Source organism: Streptomyces sp. NBC_01298 (assembly GCF_035978755.1).
Classification (GTDB): domain Bacteria; phylum Actinomycetota; class Actinomycetes; order Streptomycetales; family Streptomycetaceae; genus Streptomyces.
In genome coordinates, this window is record NZ_CP108414.1 from 1393221 (window position 1) to 1408053 (window position 14833).

10 protein-coding genes are annotated in these 14833 nt (G+C 70.4%); 2 read left to right on the top strand and 8 right to left on the bottom strand.

Going from position 1 to position 14833, the window contains the following annotated elements; all coding sequences use genetic code 11:
* Positions 1 to 24: 24 nt before the first annotated feature.
* The 5 genes from OG730_RS06400 to OG730_RS06420 all read right to left on the bottom strand — a co-directional run bounded on the left by OG730_RS06400 (position 25) and on the right by OG730_RS06420 (position 8613).
* Positions 25 to 1443 carry an ankyrin repeat domain-containing protein gene (locus OG730_RS06400; RefSeq protein ID WP_327303274.1) on the bottom strand — a complete coding sequence of 473 codons (1419 nt, stop codon included), beginning with the start codon at positions 1441 to 1443 and terminating at the stop codon, positions 25 to 27.
* A gap of 44 nt (positions 1444 to 1487) precedes the next feature.
* Positions 1488 to 3146, bottom strand: coding sequence for a bifunctional aspartate transaminase/aspartate 4-decarboxylase (locus OG730_RS06405; RefSeq protein WP_327303275.1), 1659 nt, complete (start codon positions 3144 to 3146; stop codon positions 1488 to 1490).
* Positions 3147 to 3202: 56 nt separating this feature from the next.
* Complete coding sequence (gene aspT / locus OG730_RS06410; RefSeq protein WP_327303276.1) at positions 3203 to 4906, bottom strand: aspartate-alanine antiporter; 1704 nt, start codon at positions 4904 to 4906, stop codon at positions 3203 to 3205.
* A 43-nt stretch (positions 4907 to 4949) separates the two neighbouring features.
* A complete protein-coding gene (gene aspT, locus OG730_RS06415) occupies positions 4950 to 6632 on the bottom strand; it encodes an aspartate-alanine antiporter (protein WP_327303277.1) in 1683 nt (560 codons plus the stop codon).
* A 121-nt stretch (positions 6633 to 6753) separates the two neighbouring features.
* On the bottom strand, positions 6754 to 8613 hold the full coding sequence (locus tag OG730_RS06420) for an AMP-dependent synthetase/ligase (RefSeq protein WP_327303278.1): 1860 nt from the start codon (positions 8611 to 8613) through the stop codon (positions 6754 to 6756).
* A gap of 97 nt (positions 8614 to 8710) precedes the next feature.
* Here OG730_RS06420 and OG730_RS06425 point away from each other — a divergent pair, with 97 nt between their 5' ends.
* On the top strand, positions 8711 to 9487 hold the full coding sequence (locus tag OG730_RS06425; protein WP_327303279.1) for a MerR family transcriptional regulator: 777 nt from the start codon (positions 8711 to 8713) through the stop codon (positions 9485 to 9487).
* Positions 9450 to 10121, top strand: coding sequence for a maltokinase N-terminal cap-like domain-containing protein (locus tag OG730_RS06430; protein ID WP_327303280.1), 672 nt, complete (start codon positions 9450 to 9452; stop codon positions 10119 to 10121). Before OG730_RS06425 ends, OG730_RS06430 begins: the two co-directional genes overlap by 38 nt.
* A gap of 24 nt (positions 10122 to 10145) precedes the next feature.
* Here the strand turns inward: OG730_RS06430 and OG730_RS06435 are convergent, their stop codons facing one another.
* From OG730_RS06435 to OG730_RS06445, 3 genes are all read right to left on the bottom strand, one after another.
* Positions 10146 to 12326 (bottom strand): 3-hydroxyacyl-CoA dehydrogenase NAD-binding domain-containing protein, encoded by a 2181-nt coding sequence (locus OG730_RS06435; protein WP_327303281.1) that lies wholly within the window; start codon positions 12324 to 12326, stop codon positions 10146 to 10148.
* 55 nt (positions 12327 to 12381) lie between these two features.
* A complete protein-coding gene (locus tag OG730_RS06440) occupies positions 12382 to 13596 on the bottom strand; it encodes an acetyl-CoA C-acetyltransferase (RefSeq protein WP_327303282.1) in 1215 nt (404 codons plus the stop codon).
* A gap of 88 nt (positions 13597 to 13684) precedes the next feature.
* Positions 13685 to 14827 carry an acyl-CoA dehydrogenase family protein gene (locus tag OG730_RS06445; RefSeq protein ID WP_327303283.1) on the bottom strand — a complete coding sequence of 381 codons (1143 nt, stop codon included), beginning with the start codon at positions 14825 to 14827 and terminating at the stop codon, positions 13685 to 13687.
* Positions 14828 to 14833: the final 6 nt, after the last annotated feature.

Sequence of the window (14833 nt, forward strand, 5' to 3'; positions counted from 1 at the left end):
GGCTCAGTCCCGCTCAGTCCCGGCTCAGTCCCGGCTCAGCAAGGGGCTGTCGGCCGGGAGTTCCACCCAGCGGCGCGGCGGGCCCTCCACGGCGCGCCCGTCGTCGAGCCGCATCCCCGCCCGCGCGCAGGCGTAGGCCAGCGAGCGCGCTCCCCGCAGGTCCTCCTCCGGCACCCACTGCCAGAAGCGGTGCAGCCAGTGCCCCTGCGGCGACCCCTCGTACGGCGGGAGCCCGATCTCCTCGTGCTCCTCCTCCCGGCCGTCCACGGAGAGCTGCCCGAAGGTGCCGCCCGCCGCGTTGAAGTACACCCCGTACGCGCGGCGCCCGGGCGACAGGGCGCCGAGCACCTTCGGCGTGTACGCCCGGTACCAGGAGGGCTGGATCAGCACGCAGCCGCCCGGCACTCCCGTCACGCCGATGAACCGCTCCGCCTCCTCGGTGTACGGATCGAAGCCGTCGGGTCCCGTGCCGTACGGGCCGGGCTCACGGTCCAGGTCCAGCACCCGGCAGCGCTCCGGATCCGTGCCGAGCCTGCGGACCGCCTCGTCCTCCGTGATCCCGCCGACGAAGGCGACCGACAGCCCCTCGGTGTGGATGCCCCTGAACACCAGGGCCTGTTCGTCGGCCTCCCGCTGCGCCGTCACCTCCTCGGCGCTGCGGGGAACCGCTCCGGGGAGGTCCGCGAAGAGCGCGGCCATTTCGGTGCACAGCGCGAGGCTGCCCGGCGAGTGCCCGGCGATCCGGGGCGTCCAGGCATCGGCCCCGGCGGCCAGCAGCGCGGCCGCGTTGTCCGCGCGGCCGTGGGCCACGGCCTCCCAGAGTGCGGTCACGCCGCTTCCGTCGAGGTGGTCCAGGGCGTCCACGTCGGCGACGAGCCCGGCGAGTTCGGCCACGGACTCGGGCCGGCCGCGCTCGGCGGTACGGTGCAGCGGCGATCCGAAATGGCCCCCGTCAGGGTCGGGGTCGGGAGCCGCGCCCGCCGCGAGCCGGGCGCGGATGATTTCGGGGTCCGCCCACCCCTGCGATCCCATCCCCTCCCAGTCGGCGCGCTCGCGCTCGGGGACGGGCGGCACGTACACGTCCGAGTACCAGGCCGGCTGCGGCTGCGGCTGCGGCTGCGGCTGCGGCTGCGGCTGCGGCTGCGGCTGCGCCATGATGTCGGCCGGCCCGGAGCTGTCCTCGCCGTACGCGACGCACCGGAGGAACACGTCCAGCCTGATCGACAGCGAGGCGGGCCACACCTCCCAGCCCACGAGCACGACGCGCGTCTCGGGTCCGGCGCCGACCTCCAGCGTCTGCGGGATCCTGGCCGGGGCGAACCAGTGCTCCGGAGGGTGTTCCTCGTCCCCGTCCCGCGGTGCCTCGTACGCGCCCAGCCGCATCTCCCCCCGAGCGGCCGCCTTCGGCGGATCCGGCACGATCAGTCCATCGAAGAAGCTCATGGACCGATCGTGCCAGCCGCCTCTGACAGCGGGTCAGGAGCCGCTCAGCCGGAGGCCTTCGACCGCTCCCACTCGCTGGCGTAGTCGTTGAAGATGGCCCGCAGGTGGTGGCCGATCTTCAGGTAGTCCAGATCGTCGAGGTTGGCCAGCGAGACGCGCACCGACCACTGGGGGCCGTCGAATCCGCCGCCGTTGAGGAGGACCACCGAGGTCTGCTCGGCGAGCCGGAACAGCGGGTCGACGGGCTCGTAGTTCTTCTCCAGGAAGTCGGCGAAGTCCTTGCCGTGCACCCGTTCCGCCTCGGCCAGCAGGTCGAGCTCGATGTAGTACCCGGCCCGCTTGTCGTCCTCGGAGATCTTCATCTGGGCTCCCTCCAGGAGGAGGTCGAGCCTGCGGTGGACGATCTGCCGGATGCGCTCCTTGTACGCCTGGCCCTCGTCCAGCATGTCGAAGAGCGAGAAGAGCACCATCATCGTCTGCTGCGGCAGCGAGAGGCCGGCCGTGTGGTTGAGGGCCACCGACCGGGAGTCCGCGACGAGCCGGTCGATGAAGCGGATCTTCTCCGGCTCCAGGCTGAGGGTGCCGTACCGCTTGGCGAGGCGGTCCTTCTGGTCCTGGGGGAAGTTCGCGACCATCGCGTCGATGACGTTGTCGTCGTGCAGCCCGATGACGCCGAGCCGCCAGCCGGTGCAGCCGTAGTGCTTGGAGTACGAGTACACGAGCAGGGTGTTGCGCGGCAGGTCGGCGGCGATCGAGCGGAAGCCGGGCACGAAGGTGCCGTACACGTCGTCCGTGACGATCAGCAGGTTCGGGTTGCTGGTGGCGACGATGTCCTTGATCTGGTTCGCCACCCGGTCGCTCAGCGCGAGCGAGGGCGGGTTGGAGGGGTTGACCAGGCAGACGAGCTTCACGGAGGGGTCGGCCAGCTTGGCGACCTCCTCCTCCGGGTAGCGCCACTGGCGCACGCCGGTCTCGGCGAAGAGGCTCGCGGAGACGTTGACCACCTCGAACTCGAAGGTGTCGAGCTCGGGGATCTCGATGTACGGGGTGAACACCGGGGTCATCAGGGCGATCTTGTCGCCCTTCTTCAGGATCCCGTTCTTCATCAGGGAGTCGAAGATGTAGCACATGGCGGCGGTGCCGCCCTCGGTCGCGAACAGCGACAGGTTGTTGCCCTCCGGCGGCTTCTTGCCGAACATCTCGTCGGCCACGTAGCCGCGCACGATGTGCTCCGCGTGGGTCAGCATCCGGTCCGGGACGGGGTAGTTGTCGCCCGTGATGGAGTCGGTCAGCTCGTGCACGAAGGCGTCCTTGTCGAACGGCCAGCGCTTCAGCGCGTACTGGACGCAGGCGGAGAGCATCTCCACGCCCGGCAGGTCCGGGTGGCGCCGGGTCCAGGACTCGAACCGCTCCGCGATGCCCTTCTTCTCCGGCATCCCGCCCAGGTTGTCGGCGGTCCACACCCGCCGGGACTCCTCCAGCGCGAAGTAGCCCAGCGCGTAGAAGGCCTCGCGCGGCCCGGTGGCGATCCAGTTCGGGTTGCCGCGGCCCGCGTTGAGCATGGCGCGGGCGGTGGTGTCCTTCTGGCCCGGCTTGTCGGCCTGGGCGGCCGTGGCGAGCTGGATGAACTTGTCCTTCAGCTCGAAGGGGCTGAGCTGCGCGAAGGACTGGATTTCCTCGCGGCTGAAGGTGGTCTTCGGCACGGTGACTTCCTTTAGTTCGAGGTGTGGTTCGAGGTGTGGTTCGAGGGGGCTCTGCGTCAGTGGTTGAGGATGACGATCACGGCGCCCCAAATGGTCAGCAGCACGTTGCTGATCGCGTAGGGGATCGTGTAACCGAGCGTCGGCACCTGCGATTTGGACTGTTCGTTGACCGCGCCGATCGCCGCCGTGGTGGTCTGGCCGCCCGCCAGGACGCCCATCAGGATCGGGAAGCGGATCTTCTGGACGTGGTGGCCGACGAGGAAGCCGACCAGGAGCGGGATCAGCGTGGCGATGGCTCCGAAGAGCAGCAGTCCCCAGCCGGCGGTGGCCAGCCCGCTGGTGAAGCTGGGCCCGGCGTTGATGCCGACGACCGCGACGAAGAGGCAGAGCCCGAGGGTGTCCATGAACCACTGGGCGCCGGGCGGGACGTTGCCGTACGTCGGGTACTTGCCGCGGATCCAGCCGAAGACCAGGCCCATGATGAGCGCGCCGCCCGAGGTGGACAGCGAGATCGGGACCCCGCCCGCGGTGAGCGCCGGGATGCCCAGGCAGCCGCCGAGGAAGATGCCCAGGCCCACCCAGATCATGTCGGTGGCGAAGCTGGTGGGCACCGGCTTGCCGATGGCCTTGCCCGCCGGGTCGACCAGCCGCTTGGGGCCGGACAGGATCAGGGTGTCGCCGCGCTCCAGCGGGGTGGCGAGCCGGTAGGGGAACTCCGTACCGGAGCGGTAGAGCTTGTCGATGAAGACGCCGACCATGAACGGCTCGGCGCGCAGGTCCGCGATGGTCTTGCCGAGCTGCCCCTTCTCCGAGGCGACCACGTGCAGCGTCTCGGTCTGGTAGCCGAGGAGTTCGACGTCGTCGGTCTCGGGGCCGATGTGGGTGCGGGCGTCGAAGTCGACCAGGGATCCGCGCAGGGCGCTGACGGCGACGACGTCGCCCGCGAGCAGGGTGGTCTGCTGGGTGTGGTCGAGGATCTGCCCGTCCCGGCGGACCCGGGTGAGGTAGATGCGGTGGCCCAGTGCCTTCTGCTGGTTCTCGAAGTCGTCGATGGTCCGTCCGACGAGATCGGGCCGCTGGATGGTGTAGGCCCGCAGGACGATCTCGTAGTACCCCTCGCGCAGGTCGGGGTTGTCGCTGGGCGCGTCCATCTCCTTGGCGATCTGGGCGCTCTCGGCCGCGAGGTTGCGCCGGTAGAGCCGGGGCAGCACGTTGGCCAGGAGCATCGCGCAGAGGATGGTGCCGAGCGGGTAGGTGACCGCGTAGCCGACGGCGACGAAGTCCTGCTGTTCCTTGATCTGGTCGGGCGAGAGGCCCGGCAGGTTGCCGATGGCGTCCTGGGCCACGCCGATGACGGCGGACTGGGTGAGCGCGCCGCCCAGCAGGCCGGCGCTGAGCCCCGGCCCGTAGCCGAGCATGACGGCGAAGCCCCAGGAGACCAGCAGGCCGGTGACGCAGACGATCACCGCGTTGACGACCTGCGGGAGGCCGTCCTTCTTCAGGCCGCGGAAAAACTGCGGGCCGACCTTGTAGCCGAGGGCGAAGAGGAACATGGTGAAGAAGAGGTTCTTCACGGTCCCGTCGATGGTGATCTTGAACTGGGCGCCGAAGACGAGTCCGACGATGAGGCAACCGGTGACGGCGCCCAGCCCGATCGCCTTCCAGCGCAGCTTCCCGACGAGGAAGCCGAGCGCGACGGTGATGAAGACCAGGAGTTCGGGGTGTGGCTGGAAGATGTTCCTGTTCAGGAAATCGATCATGTGGGCGCCGTCCGGGTGGGATTGAGGACGTGGCGGGACGGCGTCAGGCGCCTAGGATCCCGACGAGGATCGGTCCGGTGAGTGGGAGCAGGAAGTTGGACAGGGCGTAGGTGATCGTGTAGCCGAGCATCGGGACCGAGCTCTGCGCCACCTGCGTGACCGAGGTGATGGCCGGGGTGGAGCACTGCTGTCCGGCGATGGCGCCGATCAGCAGCGGCTTCTCGATCTTCAGGAACTTGCGCCCGACGACCAGCGAGATCGTGGCCGGTACGAGGACCATGGCGATCCCGGCGAACGGCAGCAGGGCCCCGTACTCCTTGAGGAGCGGCCAGGCCTGCGGGCCCGAGGTCAGCCCGGTGCAGGCGATGAAGACCGCGAGCCCCATGTCCTTGATCGTGGTGGCCGCTTGCGGCGGGAAGGCGCCGAAGGTCTGCCGGCGGGAGCGGAACCACCCGAAGAGCAGACCCGAGATCAGGCAGCCGCCGCCGGTGCCGAGCGAGAGCGGGACCCCGCCGGCGCGGACCACGATCTGCCCGATGAGCGAGCCCATCGCGATGCCGAGACCGAGGTAGATGAAGTCGGTGGCGTCGTTCTTGGCCACCGTGCCGATCTTCTCCACGATCCGGTTCAGGCCCGAGCGGGCGCCCACGAGGGTGACGACGTCTCCGCGCTCGACGATGGTGTCCGGGTTGGCGGGCAGGTGCTGCTCGCCGCGGAGCACGTCGGTCACGTACACGCCGCTGCGCCCGAACTCCGGGTGGGTGGCGCGGATCTGGTCCAGGGACTTGCCGGCGACCGACTTGTCGGTCATGGCGACCTGCCGGGTGGCCAGCGGGGTGTCCACGCCCGGGATGCCGGGGGTCTCCGGGCCGATGGCCCGGCCCGCCGCGATGGCCTCGGAGCGCCGGCCGACGACGAGGACGAGGTCGGAGAGCACGAGTTCGAGGTCCGGGCTGGGGGTGAGGTCCTTGGAACCGCGCCGGATCGCCTCCACGGTGACCCTGCCGTCGAAGGCCGCTTCCAGGTTCCCCACGGTGCGGCCGTCGGCGAGGGTGACCAGGTGGGTGCGCCCGACCAGGCCGGGCACCGCCTCCTGCTCGTCGCTCTCCAGGCCGCCGGAGCCGCCGCCGCGCATCTTCTCCCACAGCTCGCGCGAGGCTTCCGCGAGGTTGGTGCGGAGCAGCATCGGCATGATCTGGCTGGTGTAGATGACGATGGTGACCAGGCCGAAGAGGTAGCACACCGTGTACGCGGTGGCCACGTGGCCCTGGTACGTGGTGATCTGCTCCGCGGTCAGGTCGGGCAGCTTGCCGATCGCCTCGGTGGCGGTGCCGACCACGGCGGATTCGGTGGCCGCGCCCGCGAGGATGCCCGAGGCGGTGCCGACGTCGAGGTCGAAGGCCTTGGCAAGGAAGTAGGCCAGGCCGAGCACGCTGACGAGCTCGATGAAGCAGAGCGCGAAGAAGCGCATGCTCTTGCGGTTGAGGTTGGCGAAGAACTGCGGTCCGGCCATGTAACCGAGGGCGAAGATGAAGAGCGCGAAGAAGATCGTCTTCACGTCGGCGTCGATCTCGATCTTGGCCCAGGCGCCGAGCAGCAGCGACACGATCAGCGTGCCGCAGATGCCGCCGAGGGTGATCGGGCCCACGCGCACCTTGCCCAGCAGGTATCCGGCCGCGAGGCAGAGGAACAGGGCGAGTTCGGGGTGGTCTTGCAGCACACCCATGGGCAATCAGCCGCCCTTGCCGGGCGGCGTGGCGAATTCAGGGCATATGCACATTCCCTCACCCTTGCCCGGTGAGCGAAGATCCGCTCACCGGGTAGGGCCGTTCGTGTGACGGACCTTTCTACGAAGCTTCGTACGGCGCTGCGTACTGCTCCGCGTAGAGCCCCTCGATCAGCTCCGCGTACTTCTCCCGGACCACCCGGCGGCGCAGTTTCAAGGACGGGGTCAGCTCCCCCGACTCCGGACCCCACTCCCCGGTCAGCAGCCGGTAGCGCTTGATCTGCTCGGTGCGGTTGAGCCGGGCGTTGGCGGCCGCGACGGCCCGGGCGACCTCCTCCCGTACGGCCGGGTGCGCGGCGAGCTCCGCGGGCGTTGCGGCCGCGGCGTCGATGCCCTGGGCCTGCGCCCAGGCCGGGCCGAGTTCGGGGTCCAGGACGAGGAGGGCGACGAGGTAGGAGCGGCCGTCGCCGTGCACCAGGGCCTGGCCGATCAGCGGGTGTTCCTTGAGGGTGTTCTCCACGAGGGCGGGCGAGACGTTCTTCCCGTTCGAGGTGATGATCAGTTCCTTCTTGCGGTCGGTCAGCCAGAGGAACCCCGCCTCGTCGAGCCGCCCGATGTCCCCGGTCGGGAACCAGCCCTCGTCGTCGGAGGCGCTCTCCACCGAGCCGTCCGGCAGGAGGTACCCGCCGAAGACCGTCTCCCCGCGCGTGAAGATCTCCCCGTCCTCGGCGATCCGCAGCTCCAGCCCCTCGATCGGGCGGCCCACGGAACCCAGCCGGAAGCCGTCCGGGCTGTTGACCGTGCACACCCCGGAGGTCTCGGTCAGCCCCCACGCGTCCATGATGGTGATGCCCCAGCCCGCCCAGAAGCGGACCACGTCGATCGGCATCGGCGCGGTGGCGCTGGCCGTCCAGACCAGGCGGTCCAGCCCGGCCAGGGTCAGCAGCGGGTCCAGCACCCCTTCCTTGGCCCGGGCGTACGAGGCTTCGAGCGCGGCCGGGACCTCCTCCCCGCGCTCCCGGTGCCCGGCCCGCTCCCGCGCCAGGTCGCCCGCGGCTTCGATGGCGCGCCGCTGCTCCTCGGGCAGCCGCCCGAGCACCGCCCGTACGGAGGCGGCCAGCTTCTCCCACACCCGGGGCACCCCGAAGAACTGCACCGGGTGCAGCTCGCGCACCGCGACCGATACGGCGGCGGGGTCGGCGCACAGCCGGACGTGGGCGGCCCGCAGGAGCGGGAGGTAGATGCCGAGGATCCGCTCGGCTATGTGCGCGAAGGGCAGGTAGCAGAGGTGCTCGGCGTGCTCCGGCAGCTCGATGTGCCCGTCGAGGCGGACCGACTGGAGCACGATGTTGCGGTGGGTCAGGCGCACCCCCTTGGGGTCGCCGGTGGTGCCCGAGGTGTAGACGACGGTGAGCGGGTCCTCGGAGCGGGTCTCCCGCCAGGCCTTCTCGAAGGCCTCGGAGCGGTGCAGGTGCACGCCGCCGGCGTACACCGACGCGTAGGTCGAGTGCGGGCCCGCTTCGGGGGCCTCGGCCACGACGAGCCGTTCGAGCGGGGTCGCCGGATCGGCCAGCAGCGGCTCCCACCGGGCCAGCTCCCGGGCGCCCTCGACCACGGCGAGCCGGGCCCGGCTGTGGCGGGCTATGTGGGCGATCTGCTCGGGCGCGGAGGTCCCGTACACGGTGACGGGGACGGCGCCGAGGTGGACCAGGGCGAGGTCGGTGAGCCAGTGCTCGGGGCGGTTGCCCATCATCAGCAGGACGTGCTCGCCGCGTCCGACGCCGAGGGAGGCGTAGCCGGCGGCGAGGACGGCCACCTTGCGGCGGACGTCCGACCAGCTGAGGGTGGTCCAGGCCGTGCCGTCGGGGCCCTCGCGCCACGAGAGGGCGGGAAGATCACCGTGTTCGGCGGCGTTGCGCGCCAGCAGGGCGGGCAGGGTGAGCTCTTCAGCAGGTGCGGGCAGTCGCAGTTTCGTGGGCATGGGCAGCTCCTTGCCGTTTCACATCGTTGGTGCGACAGCAATACTGTTGAACACGAACCGTGTCGGCGTGCTGATCAGAGAGCAAGGCGGAGAGCCCATGACCACCCAGGCACCGGAGCCGGCGTCGCTGACCGTCGACGAACTGGCGGCCAGGGCGGGTGTGACCGTCCGCACCGTACGGTTCTACAGCACCCGCGGGCTTTTGCCCCCTCCCGTGATCGGACCCCGTCGGGTGGGCCGTTACGGGCCGGAGCACCTGTCCCGCCTCGCGCTCATCGAGGAGTTGCAGCACCAGGGCATGACCCTCTCCGCCATCGAGCGCTACCTCGACGCCCTGCCCGACGACCTGAGTGCGCACGATCTGGCCATCCACCGCGCGCTGGTGGCGACCTGGGCCCCGGACGCGGCGCTGGACTCCTCCCGCGCGGAGCTGGAGAAGCGGGCCGGGCGGACGCTGACGGAGACCGACATCCGGCGGCTGACGGCCATGAACGTGCTGACGCCGACCCCGGAGGGCTTCCGGGTGGACGTGGGACTGCTGCGGCTCGGGGTCGCGCTGCTCGACGTGCCGATCGCCCACGAGACGATCCTGGCCGCGCGCGAGGTGCTGCTCGGCCACGCGCGGACGGCGGCGCACCAACTGACCGCGCTGTTCCGGGACGAGGTGTGGGGGCCGTTCACGGAGGGCGAGAGCGATCCGGAGCGGGTGGAGTCGATGAAGGCGCTCTCCGCGCACATGCAGCCGATGGTGGTACAGGCCCTGGTGACCGCGTTCCAGCGCTCGCTGAAGGAGGAACTGCGGGCTGCCTTCGTCTCGGAGCCGGTAGGTTCAGGCCATGGCGATGATCTACGCAACCACCATGAAGCCCGGTAAGACGGAGCTTCTGACAGCCTGGCTTCCGACGCGGCCGTGGTACGCGTCCACCGGACAGACCCCCGAGCTCGACCGCTCGGGCGGGTTCCGGCTCGATGACCCCGAGGGCGAGGTCGGCATCGAGTTCATGGTGCTCACCGACCGATCGGGCGGCCGGGAAACCTCCTACCTCGTGCCCCTGACCTACCGCGGCGCCCCGCTGGAGGGCGCCGGGGCCGCTCTCGTGGGCACCTCCGAGCACGGGGTGCTCGGCACCCGCTGGATCTACGACGGCGCCCACGACCCGGTGCTCGTGGGCCAGTTGCTCGCGCTGATCGAGGGCCGCGCCGTGGCGCAGGACCAGTGCGACAGCGGTACCACCGACCCCTCGGTCACCGCCTGGTACGAGGGCCCGGGGCTCCCGGCGGCCCTCCAGGGGCGGCCGGAAGTCACCGACACCGCGCGGGGCACCGAGGTGCGCCTGCCGGGCACCCCGGCGCTGGCCCTCGCGCGCGTCCTGCGGCCCGGGGATTCGGGGCCGCGGGACGCCTCGGCGGCCGTCGGCCGGCTCACGGCCGGCTGGACCACGCCGGACGGGGCGGCGTACCGGGGCGTGTTCGCGGAGCTGCACACCGCCGGCGACGCCGCCTCCTGATCCTGGTCCCGCTCCTCGCTCCCCTCAGACCGTTCGGTCCGCGTACGTCTCTCCCCGCCCGGCCTTCTCCACCAGGGAGGCGGGCGGGGCGAAACGCTCGCCGTACTTCTCGGCCAGCTCGCGGGCCCGGGCCACGAACCCGGCCGGGCCGCCCTCGTAGCCGTTGATGTACTGGATCACGCCGCCGGTCCAGGCCGGGAAGCCGATGCCCATGATGGAGCCGATGTTGGCGTCGGCGTACGAGGTGAGGACCCCCTCGTCGAAGCAGCGGACGGTGTCCAGCGCCTCGGAGAAGAGCATCCGCTCCTTCATGTCCTCGAACGGGATCGCGTACCCGTCCTTGGTGAAGTGCTCCCGCAGCCCCGGCCAGATCCCGGCGCGCTTGCCGCTCTCGTCGTACGCGTAGAACCCGCCGCCGCCGCTGCGCCCGGGGCGCCCGAACTCGTCGACCATCCGGTCGATGACGGTGTCGGCCGGGTGCTCCGGCCAGTCCCGGCCCTCGGCCTCGAAGGCCTTGCGGGTCTCGTTGCGGATCTTGCGGGGCAGCGTGAGGGTCAGCTCGTCCATCAGGGAGAGCACCTTGGCCGGATATCCGGCCTGGGCCGCGGCCTGCTCGATGGAGGCGGGCTCGATGCCCTCGCCGACCATGGCGACGCCCTCGTTGATGAACTGGCCGATGACCCGCGAGGTGAAGAACCCGCGCGAGTCGTTGACCACGATCGGGGTCTTGTTGATCTGCCGTACGAGGTCGAAGGCGCGGGCGATGGCCTCGTCCCCGGTGCGCTCGCCCTTGATGATCTCGACCAGCGGCATCTTGTCCACGGGCGAGAAGAAATGCAGTCCGATGAAGTCGGCGGGCCGCGAAACCCCTTCCGCGAGGCCCGTGATGGGCAGCGTGGAGGTGTTGGAGCAGAGCAGCGCGTCGGGGGTGAGGTACTCCTGGATCTCCTGGAACACCTTGTGCTTGAGGGCGGTGTCCTCGAAGACGGCCTCGATGACGGCGTCGCAGCCCGCCAGGTCGGACGGCTCGGCGGTCGGGGTGATCCGGGCGAGCAGTTCGGCGCGCTTGGCCTCGGTGGTGCGGCCCCGGGACAGTGCCTTGTCGAGCAGCTTCTCGGAGTACGCCTTGCCCTTGGCGGCGGCCTCGGGGGTGACGTCCTTCAGCACCACCTCGATGCCCGCGCGGGCGCAGGAGTAGGCGATGCCCGCGCCCATCATGCCGGCGCCGAGGACCGCGACCTTGGAGACCTTGCGGGGTGCCACGCCCTGCGGGCGGCTGCGGCCGGCGTTGACGGCCTGGAGGTCGAAGAAGAACGCCTGGATCATGTTCTTGGCGGTCTGCCCGGTGACCAGCTCGGTGAAGTAGCGGGCCTCGATGGTCAGCGCGGTCTCGAAGTCCACCTGGGCGCCTTCGACGGCGCAGGCCAGGATGTTGCGCGGGGCCGGGTACGGGGCCCCGTTCAGCTGCTTCTTCAAGTTGGCCGGGAAGGCCGGGAGGTTGGCGGCGAACCGCGGGGTGGACGGCGTACCGCCCGGGATCTTGTAGCCGGGGACGTCCCACGGCTGCTTCGATTCCGGGTTCGCGTCGATGAAGGCGTGCGCCTTGGCGAGCATCTCCTCGGGCGTGGCGGCCAGTTCGTGCACCAGACCGTTGTCCAGGGCGCGCTGGGGGGTGTACTGGGTCCCCTGCAGCAGCACCTTGAGGAGCGCGTCGGCGATGCCCATCAGGCGGACGGTCCGGGTGACGCCGCCGCCGGCCGGGAGCAGGCCGAGGGTGACCTCGGGCAGGCCGAGCCGGGAGCCGGGCGCGTCGAGGGCCACCCGGTGGTGGGAGGCCAGGCAGATCTCGTAACCGCCGCCGAGGGCCGTACCGTTGATGGCGGCGACGACGGGCTTGCCGAGGGTCTCGATGCGGCGCAGCGAGGCCTTGATGGCGGTGCCGGTGTCGAAGGCCAGCCGGGCATCCTCGGGGCGCAGCCGGATCATGTCCTTGAGGTCGCCGCCCGCGAAGAAGGTCTTCTTGGCGGAGGTGAAGATGATGCCGCGGATGGAGTCCTTCTCGGCCTCGGCGCGCTCCGCGATCCGGGCGATGGAGTCCTTGAAGGCCTGGTTCATCGTGTTGGCGGACTGGTTCGGGTCGTCGAGGACCAGGGTGACGACGCCGGTCTCGTCCTGTTCCCAGCGGATCGTGGTGGACTCGCTCATGGTTCGCAACTTCCGTGTCGGGGGTGGGATCAGGGATCGGGGATCAGGACGGGGTTCAGAGGCGTTCGACGATGGTGGCGACGCCCATGCCGCCGCCGACGCAGAGGGTGACGAGGCCGTAGCGCTTGTCCTGGCGCTCCAGTTCGTCGACGACGGTGCCGAGGATCATCGCGCCGGTGGCGCCGAGCGGGTGGCCGAGCGCGATGGCGCCGCCGTTGACGTTGACCTTGTCCAGGGAGACGCCCATGTCCTTGACGAAGCGGAGCACGACGCCGGCGAAGGCCTCGTTGATCTCGATCAGGTCGATGTCGTCGATGGTCAGGCCGGCCTTGGCGAGGGCCTTGCGGGTGGCCGGGGCGGGGCCGGTGAGCATGATGGTGGGCTCGGAGCCGGAGACGGCGGCCGAGACGATCCGCGCGCGGGGCGTCAGGCCGTTTCGCATCCCCGCCTCGCGGGACCCGATCGCGACGAGCGAGGCACCGTCGACGATGCCGGAGGAGTTGCCCGCGTGGTGGACGTGGTCGATCTTCTCGACCCAGTGGTACTTCTGCAGGGCCACGGCGTCGAAGCCGCCGAGCTCGCCGATGTCCGCGAAGGAGGGCTTCAGCCGGGCGAGGGTGTCGGCGGTGGTGCCGGGACGGACGAACTCGTCGTGGTCCAGGACCACCAGGCCGTTGCGGTCGGTGACCGGGACGATCGACTTGGCGAAGCGGCCGTCCTTGATGGCGGCGGCGGCCCGCTCCTGGGACAGCGAGGCGTACTCGTCCACGTCCCGCCGGGAGAAGCCCTCGATGGTGGCGATCAGGTCGGCGCCGATGCCCTGCGGGACGAAGTCGGTGTCCCAGCCGGTCATCGGGTCGTTGAACCAGGCTCCGCCGTCCGAGGCCATCGGGACGCGGGACATCGATTCCACGCCGCCCGCGAGGACCAGGTCCTCCCAGCCGGAGCGGACCTTCGCGGCGGCCATGTTGACCGCTTCGAGGCCCGAGGCGCAGAAGCGGTTCTCCTGGACGCCCGCGACGGTGTCCGGCAGCCCGGCGGCGATCGCCGCGATCCGGGCGATGTCGGAGCCCTGGTCGCCGACCGGGCTGACGACGCCGAGCACGATGTCGTCGATGGTGCCGGGGTCCAGGCCGGGGTTGCGCTCGCGCAGGGCGTGGATGAGGCCGACGACCAGGTCGATCGGCTTGGTGCCGTGCAGGGAGCCGTTGGCCTTGCCCCGTCCGCGCGGCGTGCGGATCGCGTCGTATACGTACGCTTCGGTGCTCACTGGTCAAGCCTTTCGGGGGTGCGGAGGCAGGGGAGGATCAAGGGGAAGCAGGGGGAGGATCACAGGGAGACAGGGAGACAGGGAGAGGTCAGGCCAGTAGGGAACGGCCGATGATCTCCTTCATGATCTCGGTCGTGCCGCCGTAGATGGTCTGGATGCGGCCGTCGGTGAAGGCCCGGGCGACCCGGTACTCGGTCATGTAGCCGTATCCGCCGTGCAGTTGCAGACAGCGGTCGGCGACCCGCTTCTGGAGCTCGGTGGCCCACCACTTCGCCATCGAGGCGTGGACGTGGTCCAGTTCCCCGTTGGAGTGGTCGGTGATGCAGCGGTCGAGGAAGGTACGGGTGACCGCGCACTCGGTGGCCATCTCGGCGATCTCGAAGCGGACGTGCTGGAGCTTGGAGAGCGGCCGCCCGAAGGCCTCGCGCTCCTTCACGTACCGCGTGGTGATCTCCAGCAGGTACTCGGCGGCGGCGATGCCGGCCATCGCGATGCCCATCCGCTCCTGCGCGAGATTGGTCATCAGGTGGACGAAGGCGCCGTTGAGCTCGCCGAGCAGGTTCTCCTTGGGGACGCGCACGTCGTTGAAGAACAGCTCGGCGGTGTCCTGCGCCTTCTGGCCGATCTTGTCGAGGTTGCGGCCGCGCTCGAAGCCCTCGGTACCGCGCTCCACGACCAGCAGGGACATCCCGTGCGCCCCGCCCTCGGGGGTGGTCTTCGCGACCACGATCACCAGGTCGGCGAGGATGCCGTTGGAGATGAAGGTCTTGGAGCCGTTGAGCACCCAGTGGTCGCCCGCGTCCTCGGCGGTGGTCCGGATGCCCTGGAGGTCGGAGCCGGCGCCCGGTTCGGTCATCGCGATGGCGGTGATGATCTCGCCCGAGCAGAAGCCCGGCAGCCAGCGGCGCTTCTGCTCCTCGGTGGCCAGCGAGGTCAGGTACGGCCCGATGATGTCGTTGTGCAGGCCGATCGCGAGCCCGGCGGCGCCCGCCCGGGTGAACTCCTCGGCGATCACCGCCGCGTAGCGGAAGTCGGTGTTCCCGCCGCCCCCGTACTCCTCCGGGACGGCCAGGCCCAGCAGCCCCTGGCGGCCGGCGGCCCGCCAGGCCTCGCGGCTGACGATCCCGTCCTTCTCCCACTGCTCGTAGTGCGGCAGCACCTCCTTGCTGAGGAAGGTGCGGACGGTTTCGCGGAACGCCTCGTGGTCGGCGTCGAAGAGCTGGCGCTTCATGTTCGG

Excerpts from the sequence above, each read along its gene's own strand:
- OG730_RS06400 (WP_327303274.1), bottom strand. The coding sequence starts at position 1,443 with ATGAGCTTCTTCGATGGACTGATCGTGCCGGATCCGCCGAAGGCGGCC.
- aspT (WP_327303276.1), bottom strand. The coding sequence starts at position 4,906 with ATGATCGATTTCCTGAACAGGAACATCTTCCAGCCACACCCCGAACTC.
- aspT (WP_327303277.1), bottom strand. The coding sequence starts at position 6,632 with ATGGGTGTGCTGCAAGACCACCCCGAACTCGCCCTGTTCCTCTGCCTC.
- OG730_RS06420 (WP_327303278.1), bottom strand. The coding sequence starts at position 8,613 with ATGCCCACGAAACTGCGACTGCCCGCACCTGCTGAAGAGCTCACCCTG.
- OG730_RS06425 (WP_327303279.1), top strand. The coding sequence starts at position 8,711 with ATGACCACCCAGGCACCGGAGCCGGCGTCGCTGACCGTCGACGAACTG.
- OG730_RS06430 (WP_327303280.1), top strand. The coding sequence starts at position 9,450 with ATGGCGATGATCTACGCAACCACCATGAAGCCCGGTAAGACGGAGCTT.
- OG730_RS06435 (WP_327303281.1), bottom strand. The coding sequence starts at position 12,326 with ATGAGCGAGTCCACCACGATCCGCTGGGAACAGGACGAGACCGGCGTC.
- OG730_RS06445 (WP_327303283.1), bottom strand. The coding sequence starts at position 14,827 with ATGAAGCGCCAGCTCTTCGACGCCGACCACGAGGCGTTCCGCGAAACC.